This is a genomic window from Phenylobacterium sp. (assembly GCF_004297125.1).
Taxonomy (GTDB): Bacteria; Pseudomonadota; Alphaproteobacteria; order Caulobacterales; family Caulobacteraceae; genus Phenylobacterium.
In genome coordinates this window covers 286943-309947 of record NZ_SCVD01000019.1, presented here as the reverse complement: position 1 = coordinate 309947, position 23005 = coordinate 286943, and the positions used below count along the sequence as shown (strand labels likewise).

The 23005-nt window shown below is 69.7% G+C and carries 26 protein-coding genes; 19 read left to right on the top strand and 7 right to left on the bottom strand.

The window, feature by feature from the left end; translation table 11 throughout:
• Nucleotides 1-71 precede the first annotated feature (71 nt).
• The gene (locus EPO51_RS09845; RefSeq protein WP_293349391.1) at nt 72-695 is read right to left on the bottom strand and encodes a hypothetical protein; all 624 of its coding nucleotides are present in this window, start codon (nt 693-695) and stop codon (nt 72-74) included.
• Nucleotides 696-852: 157 nt separating this feature from the next.
• On the opposite strand from EPO51_RS09845, the gene EPO51_RS09840 reads away from it, so the two are divergent.
• Nucleotides 853-1128 carry a hypothetical protein gene (locus EPO51_RS09840; protein WP_293349388.1) on the top strand — a complete coding sequence of 92 codons (276 nt, stop codon included), beginning with the start codon at nt 853-855 and terminating at the stop codon, nt 1126-1128.
• A 285-nt stretch (nt 1129-1413) separates the two neighbouring features.
• On the top strand, nt 1414-1917 hold the full coding sequence (locus EPO51_RS09835; protein WP_293349385.1) for an SRPBCC domain-containing protein: 504 nt from the start codon (nt 1414-1416) through the stop codon (nt 1915-1917).
• Between the two features lie 111 nt (nt 1918-2028).
• Here EPO51_RS09835 and EPO51_RS09830 read toward each other — a convergent pair whose 3' ends face one another.
• Nucleotides 2029-3471, bottom strand: a complete 1443-nt coding sequence (locus EPO51_RS09830) for an aldehyde dehydrogenase family protein (RefSeq protein ID WP_293349382.1) — start codon at nt 3469-3471, stop codon at nt 2029-2031.
• 374 nt (nt 3472-3845) lie between these two features.
• Between EPO51_RS09830 and EPO51_RS09825 the strand changes: the two genes are divergently transcribed.
• The 3 genes from EPO51_RS09825 (at nt 3846) to EPO51_RS09815 (ending at nt 5433) form a co-directional block, all read left to right on the top strand.
• The gene (locus EPO51_RS09825) at nt 3846-4577 is read left to right on the top strand and encodes an SDR family oxidoreductase (protein WP_293349379.1); all 732 of its coding nucleotides are present in this window, start codon (nt 3846-3848) and stop codon (nt 4575-4577) included.
• Entirely contained in the window at nt 4574-4942 is a 369-nt protein-coding gene (gene folB, locus EPO51_RS09820) for a dihydroneopterin aldolase (protein WP_293349376.1), read from the top strand. The genes EPO51_RS09825 and folB overlap by 4 nt, the downstream gene beginning before the upstream one ends.
• A 95-nt stretch (nt 4943-5037) precedes the next feature.
• The gene (locus EPO51_RS09815) at nt 5038-5433 is read left to right on the top strand and encodes a DUF4870 family protein (protein ID WP_293349373.1); all 396 of its coding nucleotides are present in this window, start codon (nt 5038-5040) and stop codon (nt 5431-5433) included.
• On the opposite strand, the gene EPO51_RS09810 is transcribed toward EPO51_RS09815, so the two are convergent.
• Nucleotides 5430-6317: a branched-chain amino acid aminotransferase gene (locus tag EPO51_RS09810; RefSeq protein WP_293349370.1), complete on the bottom strand. Its 888-nt coding sequence runs from the start codon at nt 6315-6317 to the stop codon at nt 5430-5432. The two genes, EPO51_RS09815 and EPO51_RS09810, sit on opposite strands and share 4 nt — an antisense overlap.
• A 77-nt stretch (nt 6318-6394) precedes the next feature.
• Here EPO51_RS09810 and EPO51_RS09805 point away from each other — a divergent pair, with 77 nt between their 5' ends.
• The 5 genes from EPO51_RS09805 (at nt 6395) to EPO51_RS09785 (ending at nt 9938) form a co-directional block, all read left to right on the top strand.
• A complete protein-coding gene (locus EPO51_RS09805; RefSeq protein ID WP_293349367.1) occupies nt 6395-6886 on the top strand; it encodes a MarR family winged helix-turn-helix transcriptional regulator in 492 nt (163 codons plus the stop codon).
• A complete protein-coding gene (locus EPO51_RS09800; RefSeq protein ID WP_293349364.1) occupies nt 6883-7590 on the top strand; it encodes a response regulator in 708 nt (235 codons plus the stop codon). Before EPO51_RS09805 ends, EPO51_RS09800 begins: the two co-directional genes overlap by 4 nt.
• Nucleotides 7590-8951, top strand: coding sequence for an ATP-binding protein (locus EPO51_RS09795; protein WP_293349361.1), 1362 nt, complete (start codon nt 7590-7592; stop codon nt 8949-8951). The genes EPO51_RS09800 and EPO51_RS09795 overlap by 1 nt, the downstream gene beginning before the upstream one ends.
• Before the next feature lie 66 nt (nt 8952-9017).
• Entirely contained in the window at nt 9018-9437 is a 420-nt protein-coding gene (locus EPO51_RS09790; protein WP_293349358.1) for a DUF2147 domain-containing protein, read from the top strand.
• Between the two features lie 75 nt (nt 9438-9512).
• Nucleotides 9513-9938, top strand: coding sequence for a DUF2147 domain-containing protein (locus EPO51_RS09785; RefSeq protein WP_293349355.1), 426 nt, complete (start codon nt 9513-9515; stop codon nt 9936-9938).
• 4 nt (nt 9939-9942) lie between these two features.
• Here the strand turns inward: EPO51_RS09785 and proC are convergent, their stop codons facing one another.
• Entirely contained in the window at nt 9943-10737 is a 795-nt protein-coding gene (proC, locus tag EPO51_RS09780; protein WP_293349970.1) for a pyrroline-5-carboxylate reductase, read from the bottom strand.
• A gap of 128 nt (nt 10738-10865) precedes the next feature.
• Here proC and EPO51_RS09775 point away from each other — a divergent pair, with 128 nt between their 5' ends.
• Nucleotides 10866-12806, top strand: coding sequence for an alpha/beta fold hydrolase (locus tag EPO51_RS09775; protein WP_293349353.1), 1941 nt, complete (start codon nt 10866-10868; stop codon nt 12804-12806).
• 53 nt (nt 12807-12859) lie between these two features.
• On the opposite strand, the gene EPO51_RS09770 is transcribed toward EPO51_RS09775, so the two are convergent.
• Nucleotides 12860-13363 carry a type III secretion system chaperone family protein gene (locus EPO51_RS09770; protein ID WP_293349350.1) on the bottom strand — a complete coding sequence of 168 codons (504 nt, stop codon included), beginning with the start codon at nt 13361-13363 and terminating at the stop codon, nt 12860-12862.
• A 139-nt stretch (nt 13364-13502) separates the two neighbouring features.
• A complete protein-coding gene (locus EPO51_RS09765; protein ID WP_293349347.1) occupies nt 13503-13751 on the bottom strand; it encodes an accessory factor UbiK family protein in 249 nt (82 codons plus the stop codon).
• Between the two features lie 116 nt (nt 13752-13867).
• Here EPO51_RS09765 and lgt point away from each other — a divergent pair, with 116 nt between their 5' ends.
• Genes lgt through pgeF form a run of 3 tightly spaced genes read left to right on the top strand, consistent with a single transcriptional unit; the run spans nt 13868 to nt 16572 of the window.
• Complete coding sequence (gene lgt, locus EPO51_RS09760; RefSeq protein WP_293349344.1) at nt 13868-14767, top strand: prolipoprotein diacylglyceryl transferase; 900 nt, start codon at nt 13868-13870, stop codon at nt 14765-14767.
• Nucleotides 14754-15806 (top strand): class I SAM-dependent methyltransferase, encoded by a 1053-nt coding sequence (locus EPO51_RS09755; protein ID WP_293349341.1) that lies wholly within the window; start codon nt 14754-14756, stop codon nt 15804-15806. Before lgt ends, EPO51_RS09755 begins: the two co-directional genes overlap by 14 nt.
• Nucleotide 15807: 1 nt before the next feature.
• Nucleotides 15808-16572 carry a peptidoglycan editing factor PgeF gene (gene pgeF, locus EPO51_RS09750; protein WP_293349338.1) on the top strand — a complete coding sequence of 255 codons (765 nt, stop codon included), beginning with the start codon at nt 15808-15810 and terminating at the stop codon, nt 16570-16572.
• Here pgeF and ybaL read toward each other — a convergent pair.
• Nucleotides 16569-18521 carry a YbaL family putative K(+) efflux transporter gene (gene ybaL, locus EPO51_RS09745; protein ID WP_293349335.1) on the bottom strand — a complete coding sequence of 651 codons (1953 nt, stop codon included), beginning with the start codon at nt 18519-18521 and terminating at the stop codon, nt 16569-16571. The genes pgeF and ybaL overlap by 4 nt on opposite strands.
• 165 nt (nt 18522-18686) lie before the next feature.
• On the opposite strand from ybaL, the gene EPO51_RS09740 reads away from it, so the two are divergent.
• From EPO51_RS09740 to EPO51_RS09720, 5 genes are all read left to right on the top strand, one after another.
• Nucleotides 18687-19622 carry a ribose-phosphate pyrophosphokinase gene (locus EPO51_RS09740; RefSeq protein ID WP_293349332.1) on the top strand — a complete coding sequence of 312 codons (936 nt, stop codon included), beginning with the start codon at nt 18687-18689 and terminating at the stop codon, nt 19620-19622.
• 125 nt (nt 19623-19747) lie between these two features.
• Nucleotides 19748-20794 (top strand): hypothetical protein, encoded by a 1047-nt coding sequence (locus tag EPO51_RS09735; RefSeq protein ID WP_293349329.1) that lies wholly within the window; start codon nt 19748-19750, stop codon nt 20792-20794.
• A 141-nt stretch (nt 20795-20935) separates the two neighbouring features.
• Nucleotides 20936-21547 (top strand): 50S ribosomal protein L25/general stress protein Ctc, encoded by a 612-nt coding sequence (locus EPO51_RS09730; RefSeq protein ID WP_293349327.1) that lies wholly within the window; start codon nt 20936-20938, stop codon nt 21545-21547.
• A gap of 24 nt (nt 21548-21571) precedes the next feature.
• Nucleotides 21572-22210: an aminoacyl-tRNA hydrolase gene (pth, locus tag EPO51_RS09725; protein ID WP_293349325.1), complete on the top strand. Its 639-nt coding sequence runs from the start codon at nt 21572-21574 to the stop codon at nt 22208-22210.
• Nucleotides 22211-22212: 2 nt separating this feature from the next.
• Nucleotides 22213-22977 carry a tetratricopeptide repeat protein gene (locus EPO51_RS09720; RefSeq protein ID WP_293349968.1) on the top strand — a complete coding sequence of 255 codons (765 nt, stop codon included), beginning with the start codon at nt 22213-22215 and terminating at the stop codon, nt 22975-22977.
• Nucleotides 22978-23005 lie beyond the last annotated feature (28 nt).

The window sequence follows — 23005 nt, the reverse complement described above, 5'->3', positions numbered from 1 at the left end:
TGCCGGGGAGGCGGAGCCGCTCCGGGTCTTCTGCGTGGTGGGTCGTTTCGACAGGCGCCCTCGGCGCAACGTCAGCGGAAGCCCGACCAGGGCCGGAGGCCGCGGGGTCCTGGCGCCACGGCGGCCGAGCCCAGGAGGCTGCCGCGCGTTCGGCCTGGCGGCGCAGGGCGGGCCAGCAGGGCGACGCCGGCGGCCGGCGGTGGGCCGGCCTGGGCCGCGGAAGGATTTTCCTGCGCCTGCGCCAGGAGAGTGCGGAGCGCCGGGAGGGCCCGTGTGGCGTCGGCGGGGAGGCGATCTTCGAGACGGCCGGCCTCCCGGGCGACCACGCCCAGGGTCGCCAGGAACCTCGGCAGGCTGACGGGCTCATAGTCGCGATCCCGCTCGCGTTCGCACGGGTCGGGACGTTCTCGCGCCTCACCTTCCGACCGTTCGCGCTCGAGCGCCTCGGGCCGTTCGGCCGCCGGGCGAACCAACGCCGCAGCCGGCCGCCCAGCGCGCAGGGTCATGCACAGACGGATGCCCATCCGGACCGCCAGGAAGCATTTCTGGAAGGCGTCGAAGCGTTCGAGGTTGAACTCAGCCTCGGTCTCGCCCTTCGCCGCCGCGCCGAACGCGAGCCCCAACGCATGGGCGCAATCGACCATCCCCTCCAGCATCTGGAGCTCACGCGCGGTGCGGGCGGCCTCGGTAGACATGAGAACAAATATAGAACATTTAGGCAGACTGTCAAGCGGCCGACCTTGGTGAATGTCCGTTCCGAGGTCTGAGACCAATTTCGGGGGTCGACCCTGGGGCGACATTTCGCTGGCAGTGCGTAGTGTCCCACTTGGTCAAGGTGCGTGAGGGGCGACCGTGCTGGATACGATTCTTAAGGCCGGCTTTTTCATCTGCGTGCTCGGCTTCTTGAGTTGTTGGCTCATAGGCTTCCTCCTGGGGGCAGCGCAGTTTCCGAAATCGATGCAACGTGGCTGGCGCTTCAACGAGAAGCGGAAGGCAGGAACGCTGAAGCCTGGCGATTTCGAATTGAAGTCGTCCGACAAGCGTTTCTTGAATCGCTACTTTGGGGTTTGGTTCGCAGGCGTCGCTTTCCTGCTAGGCGCAATAGTCCTATGGCGTTTCAGATTGTAGATTCCGGCGGCTGCTGGCCAGTCGCCCTAATGCCGCTTCGAAGCTCTCGGTGCCCGACTGCGGGATGGCAACGACGGCCTGGATTGAGGTCCGCTCCCCACCCTCCACGGCCATCTATCGTGTCCGCTCTCGGACAAACCGCCGAAGGTCCGGTTTGGGGCGCGGGGCCAATGTGTGCTCACGACCGAGGCCCACCCTCATCGGACCTCCGCAATGTCGGCTTCCGGGGGGCTCGTTCGTCGTTCCGATGAATCGGGCCGGGTCCCGAGAGAAAGGAACAGATCCATGAGCCAGAGCGGTCAGCCCAACCGGGAGCCGAACCTCACCACGGTCGCGCGGAAATCCGATCGCGAGCTGGTCGTCACCCGCACCTTCGACAGCCCGGCCGGCGCGGTGTTCGACGCCTGGACCCGACCCGAGCTCTTCAGGCTGTGGTGGGCGCCCAAGTCGATGGGCGCGGCGCTCAGCGCCTGCGAGATCGACGCCCGCACGGGAGGTGGCTATCGCATCACGTTCGGCGGCGACGGATCGGACCCCATGACGTTCTTCGGCAAGTACCTTGAGGTGACGGCGCCCTCGCGCCTCGTCTGGACGAACGAGGAGAGCGGCGATGCGCCGGTCACGACCGTCACCTTCGAGGACGAGGGCGAAAGGACGTTGCTGGTCATGAGCGAACTCTATCCCTCGGCCGAGCCCGTCGCCGACGCCGTCGCAGGGATGCAGGCGATGGCGGGCGAGCAATTCGCCCAACTGGACGAACTTCTCGCCTCGCGGCGTCCGCTGGCGTGAGGGCGGCGGGAGGCCTCCCCTCCCCCGCAAAGCGGGGGCGGTGAAGGAAGGCCGCAACGAAAAAGGGCCGCCCCAGAGGGCGGCCCTTCGCGTTCGTGCTGAGCGGAAGCCTTACTCCGCGGCCTGCTTCGGCGCGTAGCCGAGGACGGCCTTGGTCTCCAGGAACTCGTGGAAGGCGTAGTCGCCCCACTCGCGCCCGTTGCCGCTCATCTTGTAGCCGCCGAACGGGGCGGTCATGTCGCCGCCGCCGCCGTTGATCGAGACCTGGCCGGCGCGGAGCTTCGAGGCGACCTTGCGGGCCTTCTCGATGTCGCCCGACTGGACATAGGCGGCCAGGCCGTACTCGGTGTCGTTGCCGATATCGATGGCCTGCTCGACGGTGTCGTAACCGAGGATCGCCAGCACGGGGCCGAAGATCTCTTCCTTGGCGACCGTCATGTCGTTGGTGACGTTGGCGAAGACGGTGGGCTTCACATAGTAGCCCTTGTCCAGGCCCTCCGGACGCCCGGTGCCGCCGATGACCAGGGTCGCGCCCTCGTCGATGCCGGCCTGGATCAGCTTCTGGATCTTGTCGAACTGGGTCTTGTTGACGACCGGACCCAGCTGGGCGTTGCCGTTCGGGTCGCCGACGGTGACCTGTTCGGCGGCCGCGCGGGCGACGGTGATCGCCTCGTCCATGCGGGTCTTGGGCACCAGCATGCGGGTCGGCGCGTTACAGGACTGGCCGGAGTTGGTCATCATGGTGGCCACGCCGCGGCCGACGCCCTTGGCGAAGGCGTCGTCGTCCAGGACGATGTTCGGGCTCTTGCCGCCCAGCTCCTGCGCCACACGCTTGACGGTCGGGGCGGCCGCCTTGGCCACCTCGATGCCGGCGCGGGTGGAGCCGGTGAACGAGACCATGTCGATTTCCGGGTGGCTGGAGATCGCCGCGCCCACGGTCGGGCCGTCGCCCTGCACCAGGTTAAACACGCCGGCCGGCACGCCGGCGGCATGCATGATCTCGGCGAAGATCTGGCCCGAGAACGGCGCCACTTCCGACGGCTTCAACACCATGGTGCAGCCGGTGGCGATGGCCGGGGCCACCTTGCAGACGATCTGGTTCAGCGGCCAGTTCCAGGGGGTGATGAACCCGCAGACGCCGATCGGCTCCTTGACGATCATCGTCGGGCCGCGGTCTTCCTCGAACTTGAAGGTCTTCAGCACCTCGGCCGCGGTGGCCAGGTGGGCCATGCCGATCGGCACCTGGGCGCGCTGGGCCAGGGAGGCGGGGGCGCCCATCTCCTCGGTGACGGCGGTGGCCAGGTCGCCGAAGCGCTTCTGGTATTCGGCCAGGATGCGGCCCAGCACCTCCAGGCGCTCCTCGCGGCTGGTCTGGGACCAGGAGGCGAAGGCCTTGCGGGCGGCCTTGGCGGCCTTGTCGACGTCGGCGGCGGAGCCCATGGCGATCTTGCCGCAGACTTCCTCCGTGGCCGGGTTCTCGACGTCCAGGGTCTTCAGGCCCTCGGCGGGATCGACCCACGCACCGTCGATATAGAATTTCAGGTACTCGCGCATGACGTCCTCCTGGCGACCTTTGTCGTTGCGGGCTTAAGGCTTGCAGGCCCCGCCCTTCAAACAATCATTTTAGTGATCGGCGTTCAGGTGGGAAGCCCTCACGCTGCGAAAGAGCTGGGAAGCCTGACGGGAAACCGCAACAGGGGTGAGACGCGCCCCCTCCGTCTCGTCGCGTTTCGCGCCGATCCACCTCCCCCGTTGTCTTCGCAACGGGGGAGGAGCACTTGCCCGAGCCAGTGCGCCTCGCTAAAGCCCACCCCAGCAGACTAGCGGAGGCCCCATGAGCGGCATCTATATGATCCTCGTCTTCCTGGCGGTCATGGCGGCCCTGAACCGGTTCGAGTTCGGCCGCTTCGACTGACGGGAAACGCCTGATGGCCGGCCGCGGCGCAGCACTGGTGACGGGCGGCGCGCGGCGGATCGGCCGCGTGCTGGCGGCCACCGCCGCCCAGGCCGGCTATGACGTCGCCATCCACGTCCGCGCGGAGGGCGACGACCACGCCGAGGCCGCCGCCGGCGAGGTGCGCGGCCACGGCCGCAAGGCCACCATCCTGAGCAGCGACCTGCGCAAGGAAAGCGCCACGGTGGCCCTCGTCGGGCAGGCCGAGGCCGAGCTGGGGCCCGTGACCCTGCTGGTCAACTCCGCGTCCGTGTTCGAGCAGGACGCCTTCTCCGACATGAACCGCGCCTCGTGGGACCTCCACATGGAGACCAACCTTCGCGCGCCCCTGGTCCTGGCCCAGGCCTTCGCCCGCCGGCTGCCCGCCGACCGCGAGGGCCTGATCGTCAACATCCTGGACCAGCGGGTCTGGCGGCCGGGGCCGGAGTTCTTCTCCTACACCCTCTCCAAGGCCGCGCTCTGGGACGCCACGCGGATGCTGGCGCAGGACCTGGCGCCGCGGATCCGGGTGAACGGCATCGGCCCCGGCCCGACCCTGCCATCGATCCACCAGGACGAGGCCGCGTTCCAGGCCGAGGTCGATTCGACCCTGCTTGGCCGTTCGGTGCATCCGGGCGAAATCGGCGCGGCGCTGCGCTACCTGATCGACGCGCGCTCGGTCACCGGCCAGATGATCGCCGCCGATTCCGGGCAGCACCTGTCATGACGCAAACCACGCTGATCACCTCGAAAGTGTTCGTCACCGGCGTGCAGGTCCAGGCCGAGATTGGCGTCTACCGCCACGAGATCGGCCGCGTTCAGCCCCTGGTCGTCGACGTGGAGCTGGACATCCCCACCGACGCCTCGGACCGGCTGGCCGACACCTTCAACTACGAAGCCATCCTGAAGGCGGCCCAGGACCTGGCCGCGCAGGGGCATGTCGACCTGGTCGAGACCTTCGCCCACCGGCTGGCCGAACGCTGCCTGGCCGACCCGCGCGTCACCCGGGCCCGCGTGCGGATCGAGAAGCCGCTGGCGCTGGCGCCGCACGCCGTCGCCGCCGGCGTGGAGATCGTCCTTCGCCGCGGGTGAGCAATTTGTAACGCGGTTACGTCTTTTCGTGACGTCGTCGTGGGTCCATGTCTTGGGTCGGGCTCACTTCCGGGCCCCGGAGACCGATAGAGACGATGACCGACCACGTGAGCTACGCCGGAAGCGAAGACAAGACGATGCCGGCGGTCTGCTACGCGCTCTACCTGCTGGCCTTCGCCACCGGGATCACGGCCATCATCGGCCTGATCATCGCCTATTCCCAACGCGCCACCGCCGGCCCGGCGATGCAGAGCCACTACACCTTCCTGATCCGGACCTTCTGGATCGGCCTGATGCTGATGGTCGCGGGCGGCATCCTGTTCGGCGTCGGAGCCCTGCTGTCGGTCATCCTGATCGGCTTCCCGATCATGGGCGTGGCCTGGCTGATCCTCGGCGGCGCGGGGATCTGGTACGGCGTCCGCTGCGTGGTGGGGCTGGTGTTCCTCAGCCGGGGCGAGGCCTATCCCCGGCCGTACGCGGTGATCGCCTAAGCCGCCACCAGTTCGCGCCGCACCAGCTTGGCGTAGTCGTCCATCAGGCTGAGCGACAGGGCGCCCGGGGTGAAACTGTACTCGCCGATCTGCGAGACCGGCGTCACCTCGGCGGCGGTGCCGACCACGAAGCACTCGGTGAAGCCCGAGAGCTCCTCCGGCCTGATGTGACGTTCGATCACCTCGAAGCCCTTGCTCCTGGCCAGCTTGATCACCGTGCGGCGGGTGATGCCGTTCAGGAAGCAGTCCGGCGTCGGCGTGTGGATCGCGCCGTCCTTGATGAAGAAGACGTTCGAGCCCGTGCTCTCGGCCACGTAGCCGCGGTAGTCGAGCATCATGGCGTCGGTGAACCCGTCCTTCTCCGCGGCGTGCTTGGAGATGGTGCAGATCATGTAGAGGCCGGTGGCCTTGGCGTGGACGGGCTCGGTCTCGGGGCTGGGGCGCTTGTACTTGGCCCAGCACATGCGGATGCCCTTGGCGCGTTCCTCGGGCGAGAAGTAGCTGGGCCATTCCCACACGGCGACCGCCACGTGGATCCTGGTGTTTTGGGCCGAGACCCCGATCATTTCCGAGCCCCGCCACGCGATCGGCCGCACATAGGCGTCGGTCAGGCCGTTCTTGGCGCAGGTGTCCTTGCAGGCCTGGTCGATCTGGGCCACCGTGAACGGAATTTCGAAGTCCAGAATCCTCGCGGACTCGAACAGCCGCTCCGTATGCGCCGTCAGCTCGAAGATCTCGCCCCCGTACATCCGCTCACCCTCGAACACGGCCGACGCATAGTGCAGGCCGTGGGTGAGGACGTGCACCTTCGCGTCGCGCCATTGGACGAATTCGCCGTCCATCCAGATCCAGCCGTCGCGGTCGTCGAAGGGAACAAGGGCCATGGGAAGAAATCGTCCTTTTCAGTGCGCCCCTTGAACCGCCCAGACCGCCCCGCGTCAAACAAATTGGGCCGTGGCGCATGAACGCTCCCGCCGATCCGCGGCTGATCCTGCGCGAGGACGAGCTCGACGCGGGCCTGGAGCTGATGCTGCTGGCGGAGGCCTCGTTGTGGGCGGCGGTGGACCAGGGGCTGGAGGCGGAGGGCCTGGGCCTGGGCCGCTCGCACTGGCGCGCGGCCTTCCTGCTGCGCCGGCGGCCGGGCATCGGGGTGCAGGAGCTGGCCCACCTGACCAGCCTGTCGAAGCAGGCGGCCAGCCGCATCCTAGTGGACCTGACCGGCAAGGGCCTGGCGGAGAAGCAGGCCGGCGACGTCGACGGCCGGCGGCGCAGCGCGGTGCTGACGGCCCGCGGCCAGGCCTTCGAGGCCGCGATCAGCGAGCGGCTGCGCAGCCACCTCACGCGGGCCTACCGCACGGGCGGACTGGACGGCGTGGCCGGTGCGCGCGCCATACTGGCGGCCATGGCCGGGGGGCGGACACGCAGTCCCAATCCCGGGGGAGGACGCCCATGAGCTTCTCGGACGCGCCGCCCAGGGCCCGGCACCTGCTGGTGGTCGATGACGACGACCGCATCCGCGACCTGCTGAAGGAGTACCTGACCCGAGCGGGCTTCCGGGTGACCGCCGCGGCGGGCGGCGCGCCGGCCCGGCGGCTGCTGGCCACGCTGGACTTCGACCTGGCGGTCTTCGACGTCATGATGCCCGGCGAGGACGGCTTCTCGCTCACCCGCTGGCTGCGCGAGCAGAGGGGCACGCCCGGCAGGACCCCGGTGCTGATGCTGACCGCAAAGACCGAGGCCGGCGACCGGATCGAGGGCCTGAAGCTGGGCGCCGACGACTACCTGGGCAAGCCGTTCGAGCCCGAGGAGCTGTTGCTCCGCATCGAGGCGATCCTGCGCCGGGCCAGCGACCGCCAGCCGGCCGGCGGTGCGCTGTCGCTGGGCCGCTGCGTCTTCGACGCCGACCGCGGCGAACTCACGAGCGGCGGCGAGACGATCCGCCTGACCGAGGCCGAGGTCTCGCTCCTGCGCCAGCTCGCCCGCACGCCGCACGAGCCGGTCGACCGGCTCGAACTCGCCCGCGGGTCCGTCGACCCGTCCGGCCGCGCCGTGGACGTCCAGGTTACCCGCCTGCGCCGCAAGATCGAGGACGACCCCAAGTCGCCGCGCTACCTCCAGACCGTCCGCGGCGTGGGATACCGGCTGGCGCCGGACTGATGAAACTGCCGTCCTCCTTCCGGGTGCTGCTGCGGTGGCTGAAGCGGCGACTGCCGGGCACGCTGTTCGGACGGTCGCTGCTGATCATCGTGCTGCCGGTGGCGCTGATGCAGATCGCGGTCACCTACGTCTTCTTCGACGCCCACTGGCAGACGGTGACCGCCCGGCTTTCCGAGGGCTTGGCCGGCGACATCGCCTGGGCCGTCGAGAGCTATAAGGAAGATCCAACCCCCGAGAGCTTCGCCAAGCTCAGCCAGCGGGCCGAGGAGTCCATGGGCCTCTCCATCGCCCTGCAGCCCGGGCGCAGCCTGCCGCTGCGCCGCCGCGACCCGCCGGTGCTGCTGGAGGCCTTCTTCGCGCCCATCGACCGCTCGCTGGACCGGGCGCTGAGCGACCGCCTGGACGCTCCCTTCTGGTTCGACACCACGCGATACCCCGCCTACGTGGACATCCGCATCGGGGTGAAGGGCGGCGTCATGCGGGTGCTGGCGCCCCGCGACCGCGCCTTCGCCACCCAGGGCCACATCTTCGTGCTGTGGATGACCGTGGCCACGGTGCTGCTGACCACCGTGGCGCTGCTGTTCATCCGCAACCAGGTGCGCGCCATCGAACGGCTGGCGAATGCGGCCGAGGCGTTCGGGCGCGGGGCCGACGTTCCGGCCTTCAAGCCCCACGGCGCTAAGGAGGTGCGGGCCGCGGCCACCGCCTTCCTCGACATGCGCGGCCGCATCCAGCGCCACATCGAACAGCGCACGGCCCTGCTGGCCTCGGTCAGCCACGACCTGCGCACGCCGCTGACCCGCCTGAAGCTCAGCCTGGCCCTGGCCGAGCAGAACAAGCGCACCGCCGACATGAAGCGCGACCTGGCCGAGATGGAGCACATGGTCGACGAATACCTGGCCTTCGCCCGCGGCGAGGGCGGCGAGGCGGCCGAGGTGGTCAAGCTGCGTCCGCTGATCGAGGCCGTGAGCGAGGGCGCGCGCCGGCTCGGCGCGCAGGTGACGGTGACGGCCGATTCCGAGCTGACCGCCAACGCCCGCCCCAGCGCCCTGAAGCGGGCGTTGGCCAACCTGGTGATGAACGCCGCGTCCCACGGCGAGCATGTGGAGGTGGCGGCGCGGCGCGGGCCGCAGGGCCTGGAGATCGTGGTCGACGACGACGGGCCCGGCATCCCCGCCGAACAGCACGAGGAAGCGTTCAAGGCGTTCGCGCGCCTGGACGAGAGCCGCAACCAGAACACCAAGGGGGTCGGGCTGGGCCTGGCCATCGCCCGCGACGTGGCCCGCGGCCACGGCGGCGACATCGTGCTGGAGCGTTCGCCGCTGGGCGGCCTGCGCGCCGTGGTCAGGCTTCCCGGGTAACCGCGTTCATCCAGGGTTCACGGCCCGCGGCCAAGCTCTGCCCGACATCGATTCGGGGGACTTTCCATGCGCGCTCTCATCCTCGCCGCCGGCCTGGCGCTGGCCGCCGCCCCGGCCCTCGCCGCCGATCCCGTGGAGGGCGAATGGCTGACCCAGAGCGGGACCGCCAAGGTGCGTATCGGCCCCTGCCCCGGCAAGGCCGACCGCATGTGCGGCGCGATCTCGTGGCTGAAGAACCCCGCGGACAGCAAGGCGCTCGACAGCAACAACCCCGACCCCAAGCTGAAGACGCGCACGATCCTGGGACTGCCGATGATCCGCGACTTCAAGCAGGCCGCGCCAGGGCGCTGGACGGGCGGCAAGATCTACGACCCCAACAGCGGCAAGACCTACGACAGCAAGATCGCCGTGGGCGCCAACGGGACGCTCAAGGTCGAGGGCTGCGTCCTGATGATCTGCCAGGCGCAGACCTGGCGGCGAGGCTAGGACGCCCTGCGGTTGAAATCCGCACCTTACAGTTGACTTGCCAGGGCGCAGGTCGGCATGGTCCAGGTTGGAACCATGCATGTCGCAGCCCTCACCGTCTGCCTGGCCTTGATCACCGCGGCGCCGGCCTTCGCGGCGGACCCGGTGCAGGGCGAATGGGTGACCCACGCACGCAACGCCAAGGTCCGGATCGGACCCTGCCCCGGCGACGTCCAACTGATGTGCGGGGTCATCACCTGGACGCGCGATCCGGCGGTGGGCCAGGGCAAGGACGCAAGGAACCGCGATCCCGCCCTGCGGTCCCGCCAGATCATGGGCATGCCGGCGCTCACCGGCTTCCAGCGCGCGGGGTCCGGCCGCTGGACCGGCGGCCGGATCTACAACGCGAAGAACGGCCAGAGCTACGACGGCGCCCTGACGGTCCTTCCCGACGGAAACCTCAAGGTTGACGTCTGCCTGCTGAAAATGGCCTGCCAAGTGCAGACCTGGCGGCGAAAATAACCCTTTAGACGCCCAGCTCCTTCGAGCGGCGAACCGCGGCGACCACCGCCTCGCGCATCAGCTCCGGCAGGGCGCCATCGGCCAGCAGCACGTCGAGGGCCGCCTGGGTGGTGCCGCCCGGCGACGTCACCTGGCGGCGCAGTTCGGCGGGATCTTCGCCGCTGTGGGCCAGCAGGGCGGCGGCGCCGGTCAAGGTCGAGCGGGCCAGGCGCTGGGCGTCCTTGGGCGTCAGGCCGGCCGCGACGCCGGCGGCCTCCAGCGCCTCGATGAAGGCGTAGAGGTAGGCGGGCGACGAGCCCGAGACCGCCGTCGCCGCGTGCATCAGGTTCTCGTCGGTCAGGGCCACCACCGCGCCCAGCGGCTCGAAGAGGGCGTGCGCCCGCGCTAGGGCCGCAGGCTCGTCGGCGTAGAGGCTGGCCGTGCCCCGGCCGATCGCCGCGGCGGTGGTGGGCATGACCCGGGCGACGCAGCGGCCGCCGAACGCCTTGGCGATGTCCGCCGCCTTCACCCCCGCGGCGATGGATACGATCACGGCGCCGGAGCTGAGCCACGGCGCGAACTCGGCGGCGGCTTCGCGCCACATCTGCGGCTTCACGGCCAGCACCACGGTCGCGGCCTGCGCCAGGTCCCCGTCCGGCGGATTGAGCACGGCGCCCGCCTGCACCGCGGCGATGGCGGCCGGACCGGGGAAGGGGTCGCGGATCATCAGCTCGCGACCTTCGAAGGCGCCCGCGGCGAGCCACCCTTCGATCATGGCCCCGCCCATGCGTCCGGCGCCCAGCATCAGGATCGGCGTGATCATGGGGCAGGCTTAGCCGACGCCGCCCGCGCACAAAACCCCGAACGGCGATCCGCCGACTTCGATTGACGCGGGGCGGCGGGCGCGCTTGCCTCGCGCCCTGTTCGTTTCGTTGAGGGTTTTCGAGAATGACGTCGCGCGCGCTGCTGTTCGGAACGGCCCTCGCCCTGGCGCTGGGGTCGGCGGCCCAGGCCCAGCCGGCGAAACGCGAGGTGGGGAACATCGTCTACGAGGGCGCGCCCGCCACGCCCGCGGCCCTGCAGGCCGCCATCGCCCCCTACTACAACGCCCGCGTGGCCGGCTTCGACGACTGGCTGCCCGATGGCTCGATGCTCATCGTCACGCGGTTCGGAGACACCAGCCAGATCCACCGGGTCGCCGCCCCGGGCGCCGCCCGCACCCAGCTCACCTTCTTCAGCGAGCCGATCAGCCAAGCCCACGTCCGCCCCGGGACCTCGACCTACCTCTATCCGCGCGACGTCGGCGGGGCGGAATACTACCAGGGCTATATCCGCGACCTCGTCGGCAACGAGACGCAGCTGACCGCGCCGGGCACGCGCAACCAGAACTTCGTCTTCTCCAAGGACGGCAAGCTGGTCGCCTGGAGCCAGGTCACGCCCGGCGACGCCAACTATGACGTGATGCTGGCCGATCCCTCGAATCCGGCCAGCCGCCGGAAGGTCCTCGACGGCACCGGGGCCATCGCCGTACGCGACATCTCGGCCGACGGCCGGACCATACTGGTGGCCCGCAACAACGCCCAGACCTGGGTCGAGCTGTTCACCCTCGACGTGGCCAGCGGCAAGCTGACCCCCGTCGGCCCGACGGACCGCAAGATCGGCTACGCCGGCGGCGTCTTCGTGGACGGGAGCAAGGGCGTGCTGACCCTCTCCGACGATGGCGCCGAGATGACCCGCCCGGTGGTCGTCGACGTGGCCAGCGGCGCGGTGCGCGACCTGGAGCCCGGCGCGAAGTGGGGCACGGAGGACTTCGACGTCACCTTCGACGGCAAGACGCTCGCCCAGTTCGTCAACGAGGAGGGCTACTCCAAGATCGTCCTGCGCGACGTCGCCAGCGGCAAGGTCCTGCCGGGTCCCAAGCTGCCGCCCGGCGTGCTCGGCACGGCCAAGTTCTCGCCGGACGGCCGCAAGCTGGGCTTCGGCCTGTCGACCTCGACCTCGATGGACGTCTGGAGCTACGACCTGAAGACCGCAGAGCTCACCCGCTGGACCCAGAGCGAACTGGGCGGCCTGGACCCGACGAAGCTCGTGGAGCCGACGCTGTTCCGCTACCCCACCTTCGACGGCAGGCAGATTCCGGCGTTCATCTACAGGCCGCCCCAATCGGCAAGAGCGACGGCCAAGGGCGGCAAGCTGCCGGTGGTCATCCAGATCCATGGTGGGCCCGAGGGCCAGGAGCTGCCCGCCTTCAACCCGCGCCGCCAGTCGTGGGTGAACGAGCTGGGCGCGGCGGTGATCATCCCGAACGTCCGCGGCTCCACCGGATACGGCAAGACCTACATGGGCCTGGACAACGCCGAGAAGCGCGAGGACTCGGTGAAGGACATCGGCGCCCTGCTGGACTGGGTGGCCAAGCAACCCGACCTGGACGCCTCCAGGGTCGCGGTCGTCGGCCAATCCTACGGCGGCTACATGGTCCTGGCCGTGGCCGGCCACTACAACGACCGCGTCGCCGGGATCATCGACCTCTACGGCATCTCCGACTGGGTCACCTTCCTGCAGAACACCGAAGGCTACCGGCGCGACCTGCGCCGAGCGGAATACGGCGACGAGCGCGATCCCAAGATGAAGGCGGTGTTCGACAGGATCGCGCCGATCCGGATGAGCGAGCGCATGAAGAAGCCGATGATGGTCTTCCAGGGCGCCAACGACCCGAGAGTCCCGCGCACGGAGTCCGAACAGATGGTCGCCAAGCTGCGCGCCCAGGGCACGGAGGTCTGGTACGTGCTGGCGAAGGACGAGGGCCACGGCATCTACAAGAAGGCCAACCAGGAGGCCGTGCGGGCGACCGAGGTGGTGTTCCTGAAGAAGGTGCTGGCGGTGGAGTAGCGCCGGCGCCCTCCTCTCCCCCGACGCGCAGCGCGAGGGAAGAGGATGTGGCGTCAGGCCTCGCCGACCGTCTCGAACATGCAGGCGGCGATAGCTTCCTGCGGGGTCTTGGCGCCGCGCAGGAGGAAGTCGTAGGCCGGGAAGAACCGGTCGGCGGCTTCCACCGCCACGTCGATCATCGCCGCGGCCTGGGCCAGGCTGGGCTGCTCGTTCGACATCAGCGCCATGCCGTGCCGGAATATGATCTCGCCCTCGTCCCACAGTTCGAAATGGCCAAGCCACACGCGAGGGTTGATCGTGGCGATCAGCTCCTGTGCCGTCTGGCGCTGCGCTTTCGGCACCGCGAGGTCCATGGACAGGCAGAGCTGAAGGGTGTCGCCCTCGGGCCGCCAGGCGAACCAGAGCTCGTAGTCCTTCCAGTCACCGGCAAGGGTGAAGGCAAGGTCGCCGTCCTCGGTGCGATCGAACGGCAGGTTCTCAGCTGTGAGGACATGCTCGACGACGTCGAGGGGATCGTTCGTCAGGACGACGCTGTCGTCCGTCTGGGAGGTGTCCATCACGACGCCTTTCGACTCGGACGGAGAACGGAACGCCGCCCCCGAATCGTCCGCATCAATGAACCTAAACCGTTTCTTGAACCCAGTGTCAGCGAGTTCTTGTGACGCGCGAACAGCTTTCGCGTGACGTGCGCTGTGATCATTCGGGCTTCGAGGTCTTGCGGGCCGGTTTTGCCGCCTTCAACGCCTCGATTTCCTGACGAAGAGCGGCCACTTCGGCCTTCAGCACGTCGTAGTCTTCACGTCGCACGAGATCCATTTCCGCCACCAGCCGATCGGTCTGGCTGCGGAAGGCCGCCTTGGCCTCGTCACCGGCGGCCTGGGCCAAGCCCATGGCGGCGGTGGTCAGCTTGGCGATCTCGTCGAGGATTGGGTTTTGCGTCTGCATCTTTTGTCTTCTTTGGCCAAAACGGGCCGTCCGACCTGTCTATATGGCCCTGCGGGGGATGAAAGCGAATGGCTTCTCCTCTAAGTCGCTATTGGAACGCAGGAGTCGCCTAAGAAGTGCCCTTCCCCGACATCGACCCCGTCCTCGTGCAGCTCGGCCCCTTCGCCATCCGCTGGTATGCGCTGGCCTATGTGGCGGGCATCCTGCTGGGGTGGCGCTATGCCACAGGCCTGTTGAGGAATACGGCGCTCTGGACGCATCGCCCGGCGCCGTTCACGCCCGAACAGATGGATGACCTGATCCTGTGGATCGCCATCGGGGTCATCGGGGGCGGCCGGCTGGGGCACGTCCTGTTCTACACGCCGGCCATGATCTGGACCGACCCGATCGGCATCTTCAAGGTCTGGGAAGGCGGGATGAGCTTCCACGGCGGGGTGATCGGCGTGTCCATCGCGATGGTCGGCTTCGCCTGGCGCAACAAGCTGGACCTGCTGCGGATCGCCGACGTGGTGGCGCCGGCCTATCCCATCGGCCACTTCCTCGGCAGGTGCGCCAACTTCGTCAACGGCGAGCTGTGGGGCCGCGAGGCGCCGGGCCTGCCCTGGGGCTTCGTGTTCTGCAACGACCAGATCCGCGAGACCTATGGCTACTGTCCGGCCGGCGACGTCGTCCGCCATCCCAGCCAGCTCTACGAGGCGGCGTTCGAAGGGCTGATCCTGTTCCTGATCCTGCGCTGGGCCACCCATGGGGCGAAGCTGGGCAACCGGCGCGGCGTGATCTCCGGGATCTTCGTGCTGTTCTACGGGATCTTCCGCATCGCCATCGAGACGGTGCGCGAGCCGGACCAGGGCATGCCCGACTTCCCGTTCGGCCTGACCATGGGGATGATCCTGTCGATCCCGATGGTGCTGGCCGGCCTGTTCCTGATCTGGCGCGGGATGCGCGAGCCGTTGCCCCCGGCGCTGCCCGCCGCCACCGGAGAGCCTGCGGGCCGGCCTGCGAATGAGCCTGCTTGATCGGCTGGCGGCGCAGATCGCCCAGACCGGGCCCCTGACCGTCGCCCAGTACATGACCGCCTGCCTGCACGACCCGCAGGACGGCTACTACGCGACCCGCCCGGCCCTGGGCGAGGGCGGCGATTTCATCACCGCGCCGCTGGTGAGCCAGATGTTCGGCGAGCTGGTCGGCGTCTGGGCGATCTCGGCCTGGCAGGCGATGGGCGCCCCGTCGCCGTTCGTCCTGGTGGAAATGGGCCCCGGCGACGGGACCCTGATGGGCGACGTGCTGCGGGCGGCGGGACGCCTGTCGCCCGCCTTCCTGGAGGCCGCCGACGTCTGGCTGGTGGAGACCTCCGAGCCCCTGGCCGCGCTACAGCGCGAGCGCCTAGGCGGCGCCGCGCACTGGGCCCGGGCGCTGGACGAAGTTCCGGGCGGTTCGCCCATGATCCTGATCGCCAACGAGCTGCTGGACTGCCTGCCCGTGCGCCAGTTCGTCCGCACCGCCACGGGCTGGGCCGAGCAGGTGGTGGGCGTGGGCGGCGACGGGACGCTGCAGTTCGGCCTCGTCCCGGCCGCCGCGCCGCTGCCCGACGCGCGGGAGGGCGTGGTCTGCGAGATCTCCGCGCAGCAGGAGGCGCTGGGCGCGGCCCTGGGCGAGCGGCTGGTGCGGGACGGCGGGGCGGCGCTGCTGATCGACTACGGCCGCGACCGGCCGGGCTTCGGCGACACGCTGCAGGCGCTGGTGCGCCACGAACGGGTGGACCCGCTGGCCTGCCCCGGCGAGGCGGACCTGACCGTGCACGCCGACTTCCCGGCCGTACGGGCGGCGGCCGAGCGCATGGGCGCTGGCTCGGCGATCCTGACCCAGGCCGCCTTCCTGGCGCGGCTGGGCGTGGGCGAGCGGGCCGAGGCGCTGATGCGGGCGCGCCCCGACCGGTCCGAGACCATCGGTCGCCAGCTCAACCGGCTGGTCGGCGGTGACCAGATGGGCGACCTGTTCAAGGCCTGTTGCCTGTATTCGCCCGGCTGGACGCCGCCGGCGTTCGAGGAAGACTGAGATGACCCGGCTCCCGACCCTGACCTCGAAGCTGCTGGACCTGCCCGGCGTCCGCCACGCCTTCTTCACCCGGCAGGGCGGGGTCTCGACCGGCATCTACGCCAGCCTGAACGTCGGGGTGGGCTCCAAGGACGATCCCGAGGCGGTGGCCGAGAACCGCCGTCGCGCCGCCAACCACCTCGGCGGGGAGCTGGTCACCGCCTACCAGGTCCATTCCGCCACGGCCCTGGTGGCCGATGGCCCCTGGCCGGCCGGGCCGCCCCAGGCGGACGGCGTGGTCAGCGCCACCACCGGCGTCGTCTGCGGCGCGCTGGCCGCCGACTGCGCCCCGATCCTGTTCGCCGACGCCGAGGCCCGGGTCGTGGCCGCCGCCCATGCCGGGTGGAAGGGCGCCCTGACCGGCGTCGCGGAGTCGGCCATCGCGCGGATGGAGGGCCTGGGCGCGCGGCGCGAGCGCATCGTCGCCGCGGTCGGACCCTGCATCGCGCCGGCGTCCTACGAGGTTGGCCTCGAGTACGTGCAGCGCTTCACCGACGCCGACCGCGCCTATGGCCGGTTCTTCACGGCGGGCGCGGCGCCCGACAAGCGTCAGTTCGACCTACCGGCCTTCGTGCTGATGCGGCTGGAGGCGGCCGGGATCGCCGCTTGCGAATGGATCGGCCGCGACACCTGCGCCGAGCCCGACCTGTTCTTCTCCAACCGCCGCGCCTTCAAGCAGGGCGAACCGGACTACGGCCGCCTGCTCTCGGCGATCGTGCTGACCTAATAGACCGGCGCGTGCGCGGCGTTGCGCACGCCAGCGGAGGTCAGGGCCACACGCCCGCCGCCCAGGTCGGCCATCAGGTCCTTGGCGATCAGGCCGGCGACGGCGCTTTGCAGCCGCTCGGTCCCGAAGCTGCCCAGGCGCTCGGCGCCCTCGAACAGCCCCTCGCGGTCGACGGCCTGGCCGGCCGCCAGCTCGTCGAGGCGCGCCACGGAGAGCAACGCCCACTCGGCGTCGTCCAGCAGCGCGCGGCCCTCGGCCGCGGCCGGCGCGGGCGGGACCAGCGGAGGCAACTCTTCCTTCGCCGGCCGAAGCTGCGCCAGCATCGCCGCGGCCAGCTCGCGTTCGCCCGAGATCGCCAGGTCGCATCCATGTTTCCGCAGGTGCTCCACCTCGGCGTCGGAATGGGCCCGGGCGATGATCCGAAGGTCGGGATTCACCCGCCGCGCCTCCTCGGTCACCCCGCCGGCCTCGAAGCCGTCGGGAATGGTGCAGATCAGCTTGCGGGCGGCGACGGCGCCGGCGGCGGCCAGGACCTGCGGGTCCGCGGCGTTGCCGGCCAGCACTTCGAAGCCGGCCGTCCGCGCACGGCGGCGTGAGGCGTCGTCGAGCTCGACCACCAGGAAAGGACGCCCCGCGGCCTCCAGCCCCTCGGCCACCGCCGCCCCCACCCGACCGAAGCCGACCAGGATCACGTGCTCGGTGAGCGCCGTCGGCAGGAAGTCGTTGGCGGGCTCGGGCGCCTTGACCTCGATCGCCTTGAGCTTGGGCCGCGTGCGCATGACCGCGGCGAAGATCAGCGGGTTCAGGAGAATGGAGATGATGGCTCCGCCGAGGATCAGGTCGCGCCCTTCCTCCGGCAGCAGGTTCAGCCCGACGCCCAGTCCCGCGAGGATGAAGGAGAACTCGCCGATCTGGGCCAGGGACGCGGCGATGGTCAGGGCCGTGGCGTTGTCGTGCCGGAAGCCGCGCACGATCACGAAGGCGGCGAGCGACTTTCCGAACACGATGATCGCGACCGTCGCGAGGAGAGGCCAGATCTGGTCGACCAGCACGTTCGGGTTGAACAGCATGCCGACCGAGACGAAGAACAGCACCGCGAAGGCGTCGCGCAGCGGAAGGGTCTCTTCCGCCGCCCGCTGGCTCAGCTCGGACTCGGCCAGCAGCATGCCGGCGAAGAACGCGCCCAAGGCGAAGGACACGTCGAACAGCAGCGCCGCGCCGAAGGCCACGCCCAGCGCGATGGCCAGCACCGCCAGCCGGAACAGCTCGCGCGAGCCGGTGTGGGCCGTCCAGTGCAGGATCCACGGGATGACGCGGCGGCCCACGATCAGCATGAAGGCCACGAAGGCGATCACCTTGCCGATGGTGATGGCCAGCGGCAGCATCCAGGCGCTGACCATGTCGGCCCCGGCGGCGGACGGCGCGAGCGCGCCGGCCAGCGCCGGCAGCAGCACTAGCGCCAGGACCATGGCCAGGTCCTCGACGATCAGCCATCCGACCGCGATGCGGCCCTTGTCGGTCTGAACGATCCGCCGTTCCTGCAGCGCGCGCAGCAGCACGACGGTCGAAGCCACCGACAGCGCCAGGCCGAAGACCAGGCCGGCCACCGGCGGCCACCCCATCAGGTATCCCAGCCCCATGCCGAGCAGCGTCGCCGCCGCCATCTGGCCCAAGGCGCCCGGAATGGCGATGGCGCGGACGGACAGCAAGTCCTTGAGAGAGAAGTGCAGCCCTACACCGAACATCAGCAGGATCACGCCGATCTCGGCCAGTTCCTGCGCAAGGCCGGCGTCCGCCACATAGCCCGGCGTGAACGGGCCCACGAGGACCCCCGCGGCGAGGTATCCGACCAGCGGCGAGATGCGGAACCTGTGCGCCAGCGCGCCGAGCGCGAAGGCGACCGTCAGGCCGGCGACGATGGTGGCGATCAGCGGGGTATGATGGGGCATGCGGCTCCGGGTGAGGGCGTCGGGAGTTGGCGTCGGCCTCCGGCATAGCGGCCACGCCGGACCCTGACCAATAGAGCCCCCGTGATCGAAGGCCCGATGAGGCCCTTGCCCCCACGCGATCCCCTGCTACAAGCCGCGCAAATCCACCATGGGAGTCGGGGTCCGATGAAGCTGCTGGCCGGCAACTCGAATCGTATGCTGGCCCAGGCCGTGGCATCCCATCTCGACGTGCCCCTGACGCGGGCCCAGGTGAAGCGGTTCGCCGACAACGAGGTCTGGGTCACCATCGACGAGAACGTCCGCGGCGAGGACGTCTTCATCCTGCAGTCGACCAGCTACCCGGCCAACGACCACCTGATGGAGCTGCTGGTCTGCATCGACGCGCTGAAGCGCGCCTCGGCCCGGCGGATCACGGCCGTGACACCCTACTTCGGCTATGCGCGCCAGGACCGGAAGACCGGCGGCCGCACGCCCATCTCGGCCAAGCTGGTCGCCAACCTGATCACCCGCGCCGGCGCCGACCGCGTGCTGACGATGGATCTGCACTCCGGCCAGATCCAAGGGTTCTTCGACATCCCCACCGACAACCTGCTGTCCGCGCCGCTGCTGGCCTCCGACATCAAGGACAACTACGAAAAGCCCAAGGACATCATGATCGTCTCGCCCGACGTGGGCGGCGTGGTCCGGGCGCTGGCGGTGGCCAGCCGGCTCAACACCGAGCTCGCCATCGTCGACAAGCGCCGCTCGGGACCGGGCAAGAGCGAGGTCGCCAACATCATCGGCGACGTCAACGGCCGACGCTGCATCCTGTTCGACGACATGATCGATGGCGGCGGCACCCTCTGCAACGCGGCCCAGGCCCTGATCGACGGCGGCGCGACCGAGGTCTCGGCCTATGTCACCCACGGTGTCCTCTCGGGCGGGGCGATCGAGCGGGTCCAGGCCTCGGTGCTGAAGGAGCTGGTGATGACCGATTCCATCGCCGCGCCGGACCGGGTCGAGAACACGCCGAAGATCCGCTACGTGAGCTGCGCGGCCCTGATCGGCGAGGCGATCCGCCGCATCGCCAACGAAGAGAGCGTGTCGAAACTGTTCGATTAGCGGGTCCTGGCGGCCGGTTGTTCCACCGGCGACGCTTGCCGAGCGCATATGCCGCCGGTTAATCCAGGGACCGTTCGGGGGCGGACAAGAAGAATCACCACTCGCAAGAGGGGGAAGGTCGCCTGATGCTGCTTCGTTTTCCGGTCCGAGCCGTTCTCGCCGCCACCGTGGCCGCCGCCTTGCTGGTGAGCTGCGCCGAGGCCCCGCCCCCGGTGATCACGCCGCCGCCGCCCGCCGCGCCCACCGTCAGCCTGTCGCCCAAGCTGATCGAGCTGGCCGCCGCCTACCGCGGCTACATGACCCGCACCACGGCGATCACGCCGGACTTCGCCGACGGCGCCGGCGTCGCCCGATCGGTCCAGGTGGGCGCGTCATATGAGCCCAACCAGCTGGTGCGCGGGGCCATCGCCTATTCGGCGGTCGTGGCGCTGCAGGACAAGGCCTTCGTCGAAGGCGTCCGTGTCTACGCCAAGGACCCCGTCCAGCGGCGCCAGATCGCCTACGAGATCATGAAGGATCCGGCCTATGCGGTGGGGATCTCCGGCTCGGACAGCGCCGCGGGGCTGGTGATCGCCACCCTCGGCGGCGACGCCCAGCGCCTGTACGACCAGGGCAAGGCGATCAAGCAGGCCGCCTACGACATCCAGAAGCAGCCCTGGTCCAAGGCCGAGGTGGCCAGCCGTGACGTGCGCCTCGCCGGCGCCAAGTCGGTCTCCGCCACCGCCATGATGGGCGACGTGGCCGAGACCGCGCGCCTGCAGCAGGCCTCGACCGGCGTGGCCTCGCTGGGCCTGACCGCCACGGCCGCCCCGCCGCCCTATACGCCGACGGTGATCCGCGGCCTGGCGATCGCCGCCCTGGCGGTCCTGGGCGAGGCCACCGACGCCAACGCCGAACAACTCACGGCCCTGACCCACGAGCCGAACATCGGCATGTGCATGAGCACGTCCAAGCTCAACCTGTACCAGTGCCTGGCGGTGTCGCGGCCGAACTACGAGGACGTCTTCTGCCTGGGCCAGCACGTGATGATGGACACCGGCCGCTGCGTGATCCGCGCGGCCGGCCTGCCCGAGCCCTACGAGGCCCGCTACATCCCCGACGCCAAGACCATCGCCAAGGGCATGCCGACCAAGAAGTCCCCGGCCGTCAAGAAGGGCAAGAGGAAGAGCTGAAGGGTCCGCGTCGATCCTGGCCGGCGCCCGGTTGCGTCCGGCAGGGCTTTTGTGTATCTACGCGCACCCTTTCGACCCTTGTGGGTTTGACTTCCATCGCCGCGCGCGAGACGCGCGGCGGTTTCGTTTTGAGGCATGGCCATGGCCGATATCGTTTTGAACGTTGAAGTGCGCGAGCAGACCGGCACCGGTGGCGCGCGCGCCACCCGCCGCGGCGGCATGGTTCCCGGCGTGCTGTACGGCGGCTCCAAGGACCCGGTGGCCATCGCGGTGAAGTCCAACGAGTTCCGCAAGGCGCTCTACACGGGCAAGCTGCTGGGCCACCTGGTGACCCTGAAGTACGGCTCCGAGACCCAGCCGGTCATCGCCAAGGCCATCGACATGCATCCGGTGACGGATGAGCCGATGCACTTCGACCTGTACCGGGTCGACGAGCACCAGCAGATCAAGATCGAAGTGCCGGTTCACTTCTCCAACCAGGAAGAATCGCCTGGCCTGAAGCGCGGTGGTTCGCTGAACATCGCCCACCACACCGTGACCGTCGCCTGCCACGCCGACTCGATCCCGGAAGAGATCGTGGTCGACCTGACCGGCAAGGAAATCGGCGACAGCATCCGCGTCTCCGACCTGAAGCTGCCGGCCAAGGTCGAAGCCGCCGTCGAGGGCGACGTCGTGGTGGCCTCCATCGCCGCCGCCAAGGTCGACACGGGCGGCGACGAAGCCGAAGCCACCGAAGGCGAAGCCGAAGCTTAAGCCTCTTCTTCGCGGGGAGCCGACGTGCTGCTCATCGCCGGCCTGGGCAATCCTGGCCCGACCTACGCGAAGAACCGCCACAACATCGGCTTCATGGCCGTTGACGAGATCGCGCGCCGCTGGGGCTTCCCCGCGGCGCGTTCGCGTTTCCACGCCCAGGTGTCCGAGGGCGCGATCGAGACGCCGCAGGGTCCGGTCCGCACCCTGATCCTCAAGCCGTCGGGCTATTACAACGAGAGCGGCCGCGCCGTCGGCGAGGCGGTGAAGTTCTTCAAGCTGGATCCCGCGGTCGACCTGGTGGTCTTCTACGACGAGATCGACCTGGCCCCCGGCCGCTTCCGGATGAAGGCCGGCGGCGGGGCGGCCGGCAACAACGGCGTGCGCTCCATCACCGCCCAGATCGGCCCGCACTTCCGCCGCGCCCGGCTGGGCACCGGCCATCCGGGCGACAAGGACCTGGTCCACGGCCACGTGCTGTCGGACTTCCACAAGGCCGACATGAAGTGGGTGGAACCCCTGCTCCAGGCCTGCGCCGACGCCGCCCCCCTGCTGGCCCTCGGCGAGGACGAGAAGTACCAGACCGAGGTCATGCGCTTGGCCCCCGCCGAGAAGGCCGATCCCCGCAAGCTCGCCCAGAACCGCCAGCCCGGGGGTGACCTGTGAGCATGATGGGCCTGCTCGGCGGCTCGCTGCCGCTCATCGGCCTGTCGCTGATCCTCTCGATCGCGCTGGCCGTGCATGTGGTCCGCACCGGCCGCGAGCTGTTCTGGCTGTGGATCATCCTGATCTTCCAGCCACTGGGCGGGCTGGTCTATTTCATCGCCATCGTCCTGCCCGACCTCACCCGCGGCCAGACGGCCCAGCGGCTGGAGCGATCGGCCCGCGCCGCCCTCGACCCGCTGCGGGAATACCGCGAGGCCAAACAGGCCTGCGAGGACACGCCCACCGTCCGCAACCAGTCGCGCCTGGCCCACGCCGCCACGGCCCTGGGCCGCCACGAGGAGGCCGAGCGCCTGTACGCGGAGGCCGCCCAAGGCATCCACGCCGAGGACCCCGCCCTGCTGCTGGGCCGCGCCAACGCGCTGCTGGAGCTGAACCGCGGGCCCGAGGCGCTGGCGGTGCTGGAGCGCCTGACCCGCGACCCGTCCGAAGGCCACACGCCCACCGCCGTCCTGGCCCTGGGCCGCGCCTACGAGGCGGTGGGACGCACCGCCGAGGCCGACGCAGCCCTGGCCGAGGCCGCGCAGCGCATGCCCGGCTTCGAGGGCCAGGCCCGCTACGCCGCCTTCATGGCCCGCAACGGCCGCAAGGCCGAGGCCCAGGCCGCCATAGCCGAGATGGACAAGCGCCTGACCAAGCTGGCCGCCCAGTTCCGCAAGGAAGGCCGCCACTGGCGCGACCTGGCCGCCAAGGCGCTGGCCGAGGGCTGAGCGCCAAAGTTGCGCGGCTTCGGGGCTC

Excerpts from the sequence above, each read along its gene's own strand:
- EPO51_RS09845 (WP_293349391.1), bottom strand. The coding sequence starts at position 695 with ATGTCTACCGAGGCCGCCCGCACCGCGCGTGAGCTCCAGATGCTGGAG.
- EPO51_RS09835 (WP_293349385.1), top strand. The coding sequence starts at position 1,414 with ATGAGCCAGAGCGGTCAGCCCAACCGGGAGCCGAACCTCACCACGGTC.
- EPO51_RS09830 (WP_293349382.1), bottom strand. The coding sequence starts at position 3,471 with ATGCGCGAGTACCTGAAATTCTATATCGACGGTGCGTGGGTCGATCCC.
- EPO51_RS09825 (WP_293349379.1), top strand. The coding sequence starts at position 3,846 with ATGGCCGGCCGCGGCGCAGCACTGGTGACGGGCGGCGCGCGGCGGATC.
- folB (WP_293349376.1), top strand. The coding sequence starts at position 4,574 with ATGACGCAAACCACGCTGATCACCTCGAAAGTGTTCGTCACCGGCGTG.
- EPO51_RS09815 (WP_293349373.1), top strand. The coding sequence starts at position 5,038 with ATGACCGACCACGTGAGCTACGCCGGAAGCGAAGACAAGACGATGCCG.
- EPO51_RS09810 (WP_293349370.1), bottom strand. The coding sequence starts at position 6,317 with ATGGCCCTTGTTCCCTTCGACGACCGCGACGGCTGGATCTGGATGGAC.
- EPO51_RS09805 (WP_293349367.1), top strand. The coding sequence starts at position 6,395 with ATGAACGCTCCCGCCGATCCGCGGCTGATCCTGCGCGAGGACGAGCTC.
- EPO51_RS09800 (WP_293349364.1), top strand. The coding sequence starts at position 6,883 with ATGAGCTTCTCGGACGCGCCGCCCAGGGCCCGGCACCTGCTGGTGGTC.
- EPO51_RS09795 (WP_293349361.1), top strand. The coding sequence starts at position 7,590 with ATGAAACTGCCGTCCTCCTTCCGGGTGCTGCTGCGGTGGCTGAAGCGG.
- EPO51_RS09790 (WP_293349358.1), top strand. The coding sequence starts at position 9,018 with ATGCGCGCTCTCATCCTCGCCGCCGGCCTGGCGCTGGCCGCCGCCCCG.
- EPO51_RS09785 (WP_293349355.1), top strand. The coding sequence starts at position 9,513 with ATGCATGTCGCAGCCCTCACCGTCTGCCTGGCCTTGATCACCGCGGCG.
- EPO51_RS09775 (WP_293349353.1), top strand. The coding sequence starts at position 10,866 with ATGACGTCGCGCGCGCTGCTGTTCGGAACGGCCCTCGCCCTGGCGCTG.
- EPO51_RS09770 (WP_293349350.1), bottom strand. The coding sequence starts at position 13,363 with ATGGACACCTCCCAGACGGACGACAGCGTCGTCCTGACGAACGATCCC.
- EPO51_RS09765 (WP_293349347.1), bottom strand. The coding sequence starts at position 13,751 with ATGCAGACGCAAAACCCAATCCTCGACGAGATCGCCAAGCTGACCACC.
- EPO51_RS09755 (WP_293349341.1), top strand. The coding sequence starts at position 14,754 with ATGAGCCTGCTTGATCGGCTGGCGGCGCAGATCGCCCAGACCGGGCCC.
- pgeF (WP_293349338.1), top strand. The coding sequence starts at position 15,808 with ATGACCCGGCTCCCGACCCTGACCTCGAAGCTGCTGGACCTGCCCGGC.
- ybaL (WP_293349335.1), bottom strand. The coding sequence starts at position 18,521 with ATGCCCCATCATACCCCGCTGATCGCCACCATCGTCGCCGGCCTGACG.
- EPO51_RS09740 (WP_293349332.1), top strand. The coding sequence starts at position 18,687 with ATGAAGCTGCTGGCCGGCAACTCGAATCGTATGCTGGCCCAGGCCGTG.
- EPO51_RS09735 (WP_293349329.1), top strand. The coding sequence starts at position 19,748 with ATGCTGCTTCGTTTTCCGGTCCGAGCCGTTCTCGCCGCCACCGTGGCC.
- EPO51_RS09730 (WP_293349327.1), top strand. The coding sequence starts at position 20,936 with ATGGCCGATATCGTTTTGAACGTTGAAGTGCGCGAGCAGACCGGCACC.
- EPO51_RS09720 (WP_293349968.1), top strand. The coding sequence starts at position 22,213 with ATGATGGGCCTGCTCGGCGGCTCGCTGCCGCTCATCGGCCTGTCGCTG.